This window comes from Actinoplanes sp. NPDC023801 (assembly GCF_040639655.1).
Classification (GTDB): domain Bacteria; phylum Actinomycetota; class Actinomycetes; order Mycobacteriales; family Micromonosporaceae; genus Actinoplanes.
Window position 1 is genome coordinate 1,664 of sequence record NZ_JBFAAI010000062.1, and the last position, 8,569, is coordinate 10,232.

The following is an 8,569-nucleotide window of genomic DNA, read 5'->3' on the forward strand; positions in this document are numbered from 1 at the left end:
GGTCCCAGCCGCGGTTGTTGTAGACGATGACTTCGTTGCCGGGGCCGTGGAACTGGATCATGTCGGCGCGGCCGTCGCCGGTGATGTCGGCGAACTTGGTGCGAGCTGGGTCGAAGTTCGAGGTGAGGGTGCGGCGGTCGTAGCCGGCGAAGACGTCTGCTTGGTCCCAGCCGCGGTTGTTGTAGACGATGACTTCGTTGCCGGGGCCGTGGAACTGGATCATGTCGGCGCGGCCGTCGCCGGTGATGTCGGCGAACGGTGTCCGCTCACCCGCTGGCACCGGCGGCTGACCGCAGTTCTGGCTGGTGTCGACGTAGCTGTTGGCGCGGGCATCGTCGGTGATGTCGGACGGCCTGCCGTTGAACCAGGCGTGCACCGCACGCCAACTACCGTTGATCTGGTTCTGCTGCTCGTAGTGCAGATGCGGTCCGCTGGTGTCTGTGCCGGTGTTGCCGGTGTCGGCGACGTGCTGGCCCTGCTCGACGCGGGCGCCGTCGGCGAAGCGGTACGAGCCGGCCCGCAGATGCAGGTACAGGGTGCGCCACCCGTTGTCGTGCAGGATGCTCACCTGGTAACCGCCTCTGGTGCTGTGCCCGCGGTAGGCGGTGCCGCTCGCAGAGGCGAGCAGTGGCGTTCCTTCGGCCGCGCTCATGTCGATGTCATAGTCACCGTGGCCGGCGTAGGTGCTTAGTCGAACCCGGGCCTGGCATGCGAACGGGAGTTGAAACAGAGGGCGCGGTCCGGCGGCGACCGATACGGCTTCGGCAGCCCGCAGTGGGGCTTCTGCGGGGGAGCCCGGATCCGAAGGGCCGGGACCGGCCGCCGCTGGTGCGGCGAACAAGGGCAGCATCAAGGTGAGGGTGGCCAGAATGCCTACGAGCCAGGCTCGGACGAACGCTCCCGCGCACGCCGTATACGTCGCGTCCGGCATGGCTTTAAATGGGTGATAGTGACTGAGAGGCACGAATTCTCCTTCGGTTATAGGACGCTGGCGCCGACACGTTTCATGACATATCAAATCGTCTATTTACGACGATCAATGTCGTATTCCAGGTTAATTAGGAGAGGGCTTTCCTCACCTGTCGGCGCTGAGCCGCGGTCTGCGTGCTGGCTGCCATCCCTCCACATGTGCCTGCGGGGCGGGAGGGGACGGGGGTGCTGACTGCGCTTTGGTCAGACGGGGACGAGGGTCGCCGCCCGACACGCGGTCATTGAGGGAAGTTGATGTGGGGATTGGCCAACGGAAGGGCTCTAGGCGACGCCCTGACGGCACTCAAAGACCGCAGCGGACAAATCTTCGAGGCATTGTCAAAAAGATTGTCTGCTAGCAAATCCAGCCTGCACCGCTACGCACCGGGCGAGACCATTCCGACCAGCTGGAGCATGGTGAAGATGTGGGCGCGGGAGTGCGGGGCGACAAATGCCGAGGCTCGCCGGGTTGGAACACCTGCGTCCTCACGAGGCCAACTTGAGGTGTCAACCCGCCCGCCGCCACACATAACCCGTTTCTGGCGGGCTGGGCGGGGCTATGGCCCCCAGATCGGGCGATGCTCAGCTGCACATGCAACTTGGCGATCCTGAGCCGTTGGTCCGCGCCTCGTTCAGGTTGATCACGTCCACCACTCGGTGCAGTAGCCGCCACCGCGGACGAGAGCGCAGGCCCGGAATGTGAGCGTCCCCCGGCCCGAGTACCGGTCTGCCGCGGCGCTGGTGTTGGGTTTGTTCCTTTCGGAGACGGTGAAGGGTCCGCACTGCGCCCAGCCGTCACCACCCGTGTACGACCAGTCGAGCCAGACCTGTTCCCCCGACCGGGTAGCGCCGGATATGCGGGCGAACACGGCCTCCCCCACATCCGGGAACTGCTTGATCTTCAGCTCGATCCTGACCCCGTGTTCCGTCCTCTCCATCAGCGTCGTGCGGGCGTCCTGGTTGTAGGGGATGCCGATGAACTCGTCGCCGCACCGATGGGCGGCATGGGCTGGAGCCGCGCCGACTATCGTGCTGGTGGCGGCCATCACCACTGTGGCCACACTCGTGCCGATCTTCCGTCGCAGGTTCATGAATGTTCCTCTCTCAAAAAGTCAATGGGGTGCGGCGCAGAGAGTCCCGCGAATAGCCGCACTCCCGGCGCGGCTGACAGGGTGACTACGACTACAAGGAAGCTCGCAAACCCAGCGGCGATTGCCGGCGGCCAATCCCTGCCGCGGGTCAGGTCCGGACGAAATCCGGACGCCGGGCTCCCGCGATTGCGGTGGCGGCGACTGCGCCGCCGGGCCCTGTTCTCCTCAGGAATCGGTCGCGTTTCATGTAACCCCTTCCGTGTCGTTCGGCTCCTCGGGGACCAGGTCCGGCCCCGCTGACGGGATGAATTCCGCCATCCCGACGCCGCGGCCGTCGAGCCGTCTCGGCGGATCGGCTGCGCATGCGCGCAATGGCGGCTCCGGTTGCCGCGGGGCATTGCGCAAATGAGCAAGCAACTGACGCGGAGAGCTGGCGCCGGAGGACGAACCGCGATGCAGTTCGTGGAGCTGTCACGGGGGAGGTAGCAAGTGAATCTGGCACAGGCAACAGTTGCTGCGCCGCGCTCGGTGTCCACGGTTGTGCCGTCACTGGGCCGGTGGGGACTATCGCCGCACGCCGATCTGACGTATCGGGCACTCGCCATGCTCGGACCCAGTACGTCACTCTTGCTGGCCCGCCACCTCGGGGTCGAGATGGGGCGGATCAGCCGGGCCCTAGACGAACTCGCCGCCGTCGGTGCGGTACGGATCTGTGTCCAGGGACGATCGCGGACCTGGCACGCCATCGCCGCCGAACAGGTGTTGTCGACGCTTCAACGACGACGGACCCCACAGGCGTATGACGAGCGACTGCGCCAGCACATCGCTGCGGTCTCCGGCCTGCAACTGGAACGTCTTCCGGCGGCCTCGGTATGCCGCCTACCGACCAGGACGACCGCCCGGACCCGCATCGCCCAGCTGGTCGCTGCGGAACGCTGCGAGCACCTGGCCGTGAACACCGAGGACGTGATCAGCGCGGACGCCGCCGCCGCAGCGGCTCCGCTCGACCGGTCCATGCTGTCCAGGGGTATCCGGCTGCGCATGCTGAGCCTGACGCCCCGCGACGGGATCCACCGCGACGAAGTCCCTACCGGGGCTGAACACCGGGTAGCCGCGTCGCTGCCGATGAAGCTCATGGTCTTCGACCGGCGCGCCGCACTCTTTCCCGCCGATCCAGCCAACTTCGAAGCCGGCGCGATCCTGCTGACCGACGTGGACGCTGTGGCGCACCTGACCGGACTCTTCTACAAACTCTGGGGTGCCGCCCACAACCCTTACAAACCCGAGGTACCCATCGTCATGCTAAGCACTCGGGAGCAGACCATTGTGACCCTGCTCAGCTCCGGTCACAGCGAGACGGAGATCGCCGTCGCACTCGCACTGAGTCGCCGTACCGTCGTCTACACCTTGCGCGCGCTGATGGATCGCCTCGGTGTCGACAATCGCTTCCAGCTCGCTCTGGTCCTCGGCGCTGCCCGGGCCGTGCCTCTCCCCGGCGGATACCCATCGCCCTCACCCTCACAGGAGTCATGATGCGGAAACTTCGTCGCGCAATCGGAGTCCTCGCGACACTAGCCATCCTGTTCACCGGCTCAGCACCCGCCGCTGGCGCATCAGCGCAGCTGACGACACCGGTGTCCTGGACCATGGCGCCGTGCGCCACAGCACGCCTGTACGACACCGAACTGGACTCCAACCAGCGCTGGCTGGTTATCTCCGGCAGCGGTGTCCAGTGCGCCCCGGCTGTCAGCGACGGCGGGATCCGACTCGCCGTCTATCCAGCAGGACAATCCACGGGCACCGCAGCCGGGTACAACGTCCGGCTGTTCCCATCCACCGACCCAGGTGCCACGCGTGGCTTCGGCGCGGCGATCGCGCGGCCGGTCGCCGGCGAGTACGGAGTATGCGTTCTGGCCGGCGACAACGTACGCATCACCTGCGCTCGAGTAACCGTCTCGAGATTGGCGCCACGCCGCCTGAACATCCTCATGCAGACCCTGGAGCCCAGCGACCCGCTGGTCGTCAAACCGGTCGAGGCCGGCACCTACACCGGCACTGTGCTGCCACCGGTCCGGCCCGGCGAGCCCGGCAGCGGCGTCTGCGGATCCTGCTTTTGAACGACCATCGACACCCCTCCGGGTACCCCACCTGGCAGAAACCTAGAAATCCGCTCCCACCCGCACGACGCACCTTGCCGAGCTGCTGGCCGTTCCACTTCCGTTGGTTTCGGAACGGCTCTCGCTCGGCGAGCAGCGCCGGCCACCGGCCGGGAGGACGAGTTCCGCCGGCCCGGGATGATGACGGTGCAGTGTGCCCGTGGCTCCATGGGGGTGAGGACATTGCTACCGCGCCGGTCGAGTCACGCACTGTAGCCGGAGCTCCGCTGTCAACGACGTTCGGTCGGGTCGGCTTCGACGATCAGGGAGCCGGGCAGCTTGTCAAGGGCCGCTGCGGCCGCGGCGGCGTCAGCCACGACGACGGCGTGCCGGTAGGGCAGCAGCCGGGCCTCCCACAGGTCACGTTGCGGTTCGGTCAGCGAGATTACGTCGACCAGCGGAACCCCGACGATGTTCTCGGCACGTAGGGCCTGGACCTGGGCGACCGCGATGTCTTCACCGCGTTCGGCAGCGGCGAGCTCGTCGCTGGCGTCGCGTAGGCGCTGCTCGGTGACGCCTACGGCACGTTGGGCCACCTCGACGGCGATGTCGGCGGCGGTGAGTTCCTGTTCGGCCTGTTCAACGGTCCGGCCGTCGGCGGCCGCCGCGGCCTGCCGAAATCCGCGAATGGCGGTGGTGTGGACCTCGATCTGGGCGATGTTAGTGGTCTGCTGCTTCTCCAGCGTGTCGACGGCTGCCTTGGTGTCGTCGTAGGCCTTCTTGCGAGTGCGAAAGTTCGCCTCAAGGGCTTTGTCGTCGCGCAGCCGTTCCAGGTCCTGGTCGGCGGTGTCGATCGCCGCGTCGAGCTCCGCCTTGGTGGCGTCAAGGTTGCCGACCTCATGGGCGAACTCCTCGACGAGAGCGACCCCATCGACCAGATGGCGGGCACACCGCGACTGCCAGTTGTCGTCGGCTTCGGCCCGCAGGGTTCGGGCCTGTTCCCGGCTGTGGATCATGTCTTCGATGACGCTGACCCGGGTGTTCCAGGACTCGTAGTCAGTGCGGGCCTGCCGGGCTTCCTCGGCGTGCTGGTACTCGACTTGCCGCGCCGTCTGCTCATCCTCAATCTCCCGGTTCAGTCCGGTCAGCGCGCCGATGGCGTCGAAGATCCGTTCTGGGGTCAGCTCGTTGAGCGGCTGGGCGAGCAGGTTCGCGGTGGCGTTGGCCCGCACCGACGTGGACAGGAACGACACGCACCGCACCGTCTGCCCGTACAGGGTGCGGGCGAGTTTGTTGGCCCGCAGGTCGGTGCGGCCGTTGCTGTGCGGTAGCGCGTCCCACTGCCCGTCGGCGCCTTCTGCGCGGTCATTTTCGGTGTCACCGAAAGCGACGTGCAGCCGCGGCGCCCATCGCAGCTCCACGTGCGGCGCCTGCCGGTTGATCCGCAGCCACACGGTCAGCACGTTGGCTTCCAGCTCGGGCAGAGTCTGCGCCGACGGCGGCACGTACACACCGATGATGTAGCCGTGGTCGGCGTTGGCGTGCACCACTTCCTGCCCGGCCAGCTCCGCGGTGAACAGCAGTTCGGCGGCGTCTTGCGCTCCGGATTGCAGCCGCCACTGGTCGTCGGCGTGCAGCAGGCTGATGCCGGCGATGAACGACGACTTCCCGGCGCCGTTGGAGTCCGAGGGGCCCTGCCCGGCCACAGTGATCAAACCGCGGGAGGTGATCGGCACGGGATGCGTCGACAGGCGGGAGATGTTGACCATCTGCACGCCGGCGAGCACGCGCGGCCCGACGATGTCGACGTTGGTGCTGCCGTCGGCCGTGTGCGGTGCCGTCAATGGATGCTCTCCCTGCTCGTGCGGTTTCGGCGTTCGCGGATCGCGGCGGCAAGTGGATGGTTCGGGGCAGCGGCGAGGATCAACTGGTCCTGCAGCCGGCTGCGGGCGGCCGGGGTGAGCCGCAGCAGTTGCGGGCCAGGAACGTAGCCGCCTTCACCACCAGCACGGTCGCGGCGGCGGGCCAGCAGACCGCAATTGACGAGTCTGCTTAGCGCGGCCTTCCCGGCGCCGGCTGGAACCTTGCCATCCTTGAGCAGGTCGGTCTCAGTAGTCAGGAAGCCGCTCGTCCAGGTGTCGGCGCTTAGCTGCTCCTCGCTGCGGGGGATCGCGACCGAGTACACCAGGACCAGCACGAGCACGGCCCGTTCTGTCGGTGTCAGCGGCTGCCAGCCGTCGGCGGTTAGCTCCGCGGTGACTGTGTCGTCGTAGCCGGAGGTGAACCGGACGTCGTCGACGGCCACGAGCGTACGGCCGGTGCGGCGCAGCAGCTGTTCGAGTCGTTCCCGGCTGGTCGGATCATGCAGCGCGGGCAGTTCCTGGCGGTGGACCGGTTCCCGGGAGTGTTCCAGCAGCGCGTACGCCGCCTCGACGTTCTCGCGCTGTCGGTCGGTCAGCGAGGCCAATACGGTGTCGAACACCACGTTTGGGTCGCTGTTCATTCCTGCTCCCGCGGGTGGCCCTCGACGGGAGGGTTGGGAGAGGGCAGCATCCGCCACATCTCGCGCAACGTAGACAGGTCCATGGCCGTCCACGTGGCCACTCGAGGGCCGAGCCGCACATGCCCGGGCGTCTGCAAGACCCACCGTGACGTTTCCAGACGGCGCAGGCCAGCGGTCAGCAGCCGACGCCGGCTGACCCGGTCACGGCCCGGCGTCAGGGCGGCGAGAACGGTGCCAACCTGTTCAAGGCCGGCGAGCCGGCCCGGCCACGGATCGGCTGCCGGGTCGGCCCAGCAGCAGCGCAGGCAGGCGGCCAGGGTCCGCAGCGTCCCGGACATGTTCTGCAGCGTCACCGGTTCCTGCCCGTACTCAGCCAGCACATGCGGGCTGGCGCCGGCGGGCAGATGCGGTAGCAGCCACACCGACTGCGCGTCCGATTCCACCAGCCTGCGCATCCCGTCCGGGCTGCGGCTACCGGCTGGTTCCTGCTGCGGCCCGCCGGAGCGGACCTTCGCCCACCACACCGCGGTTTCGCGCTCGTTCACGATGACACCGCGGTGTTCCGCCGCAGCCAGCCGTCGCTCACCCAGGTCACCTCTGAGTCCATGTCGATACGGAGCCCGGCACCCCAAGTCAACTCGTAGGGCAATTCGGGCCGTAGTCCTATCGCGGCTAGATCCGACAGCACCCTGCGCCCAGTCGGCCAGTCCCCGGCCGCGGCCAGCAGCGCCGCGACGGTGACCTCATCCCCGCCGGCGAGGAACTCCTCCGCTCGGTCAGCAAGCAGCCGCAGGTCACCGTCGGTGTCCGGCAGGTCCGCCCGTCCGTCGTCGTCGATTCGCGGCCGCGGCGGCGGCGTGCGCCCGGCGTCGATGTGCAACCCATCTTCGACCGCAGTGAGCAAATCCTCCGCGGTGAAGAACGGGTCTGGGGCGTCGAACAGCAGCCCGTCGACCGCCGCGGCTAGCTCGTCGATACTGGCCTGCCGGGCGAAGGTCCGCCACCGTTCTGCTGGAAGCAATCCCAGGGCCCTCGTCCGGCCCGCCTTGTCGATCAGCCGGCCCGCAGCAGCTGCCACCGCATCGCGATACCCGGCGACGGCCAGCCGCAGATCCGTGCACTCTGGCAGCAGCTGCGGCCAGATGTCGGCCGCCCGGTTGTGGTACGCGGTCGCCTGGTCCAGTAACCCCTGATTGCCCAGCAGAGGCTCCGCCTGCTCGCGCAGCGACTCGACCGTCCCGGACTTCGCCAACTGCATAATGGGGTTCGCCAGCAGCCGGAACACGGTAGTCATCTGCACCAGATGGTCGCGGCCCTGCTCCAGCGTCGTCGTCTCATCATCAATGGCCAGCCGGGCAACCGACAGCAGCTGATGTAACTCGCTCAGCCCGCCGGTATGCGACAGCCGACGCAGGAACAACAGCATCACGTACGGCGCGAACGCGGCCTGGTAGTACATCTCGTTCGGCCGCTCGTTCACCTTCGACACCGCCCGGTACGAGCGCAGCACCTCGAACCGTCGGCGCACCGCACTCTCGGTGAAGGCACTGCAGGCGGCACATACCTGTTCGATTGTCAGACCGGCCGGGCCGGCGAGTGCGAACGCGTTCAGGATCGCCTCGTCGATGTCGACACTGTCAGAGTCATCGATCATGCTGCCGGACGTGCGGGCCAAGACCGAGTACACCTGCCGGTAGATCGCCAAGACCGTCGAGTCGGCCGCTGCCGCCTCGAACGGCAGCTCGTCAGGCCCGGTCACCTGACACCGCCGACAACACCGTGGTTGGCCGCGAGCCCGGCCGGTAGGTCCGCCATGGGGACTGTAAGAACAACGGTGTAACTCCTGATCAAGGAGACGCACCTGATGACTGTCATGACGGACACCGTGGATACTTCCGCGGTGGCGAAGA

9 protein-coding genes are annotated in these 8,569 nt (G+C 67.3%); 3 read left to right on the plus strand and 6 right to left on the minus strand.

The annotated features are described in order from the left end of the window. Nucleotides 1-964: peptidoglycan DD-metalloendopeptidase family protein (locus AB0G04_RS43805; RefSeq protein WP_360996561.1), on the minus strand; the 964-nt coding region annotated here is incomplete at its 3' end. A 260-nt stretch (nucleotides 965-1,224) separates the two neighbouring features. Here AB0G04_RS43805 and AB0G04_RS43810 point away from each other — a divergent pair. Continuing rightward, the gene (locus tag AB0G04_RS43810) at nucleotides 1,225-1,581 is read left to right on the plus strand and encodes a helix-turn-helix transcriptional regulator (protein ID WP_360996564.1); all 357 of its coding nucleotides are present in this window, start codon (nucleotides 1,225-1,227) and stop codon (nucleotides 1,579-1,581) included. Between the two features lie 29 nt (nucleotides 1,582-1,610). Here the strand turns inward: AB0G04_RS43810 and AB0G04_RS43815 are convergent, their stop codons facing one another. Then, the gene (locus AB0G04_RS43815; RefSeq protein WP_360996567.1) at nucleotides 1,611-2,060 is read right to left on the minus strand and encodes a hypothetical protein; all 450 of its coding nucleotides are present in this window, start codon (nucleotides 2,058-2,060) and stop codon (nucleotides 1,611-1,613) included. A 489-nt stretch (nucleotides 2,061-2,549) separates the two neighbouring features. On the opposite strand from AB0G04_RS43815, the gene AB0G04_RS43820 reads away from it, so the two are divergent. After that, nucleotides 2,550-3,593 carry a LuxR C-terminal-related transcriptional regulator gene (locus AB0G04_RS43820; RefSeq protein ID WP_360996570.1) on the plus strand — a complete coding sequence of 348 codons (1,044 nt, stop codon included), beginning with the start codon at nucleotides 2,550-2,552 and terminating at the stop codon, nucleotides 3,591-3,593. Between the two features lie 101 nt (nucleotides 3,594-3,694). Next, nucleotides 3,695-4,177 carry a hypothetical protein gene (locus tag AB0G04_RS43825; protein ID WP_360996573.1) on the plus strand — a complete coding sequence of 161 codons (483 nt, stop codon included), beginning with the start codon at nucleotides 3,695-3,697 and terminating at the stop codon, nucleotides 4,175-4,177. A gap of 269 nt (nucleotides 4,178-4,446) precedes the next feature. On the opposite strand, the gene AB0G04_RS43830 is transcribed toward AB0G04_RS43825, so the two are convergent. Genes AB0G04_RS43830 through AB0G04_RS43845 form a run of 4 tightly spaced genes read right to left on the minus strand, consistent with a single transcriptional unit; the run spans nucleotide 4,447 to nucleotide 8,418 of the window. Further along, nucleotides 4,447-6,000: a hypothetical protein gene (locus AB0G04_RS43830; protein ID WP_360996576.1), complete on the minus strand. Its 1,554-nt coding sequence runs from the start codon at nucleotides 5,998-6,000 to the stop codon at nucleotides 4,447-4,449. Continuing rightward, entirely contained in the window at nucleotides 5,997-6,659 is a 663-nt protein-coding gene (locus tag AB0G04_RS43835) for a hypothetical protein (protein ID WP_360996579.1), read from the minus strand. The genes AB0G04_RS43830 and AB0G04_RS43835 overlap by 4 nt, the downstream gene beginning before the upstream one ends. Beyond that, nucleotides 6,656-7,204, minus strand: coding sequence for a hypothetical protein (locus AB0G04_RS43840; RefSeq protein ID WP_360996582.1), 549 nt, complete (start codon nucleotides 7,202-7,204; stop codon nucleotides 6,656-6,658). Before AB0G04_RS43840 ends, AB0G04_RS43835 begins: the two co-directional genes overlap by 4 nt. Next, a complete protein-coding gene (locus AB0G04_RS43845) occupies nucleotides 7,201-8,418 on the minus strand; it encodes a hypothetical protein (RefSeq protein ID WP_360996585.1) in 1,218 nt (405 codons plus the stop codon). Before AB0G04_RS43845 ends, AB0G04_RS43840 begins: the two co-directional genes overlap by 4 nt. Between the last annotated feature and the right edge of the window lie 151 nt (nucleotides 8,419-8,569).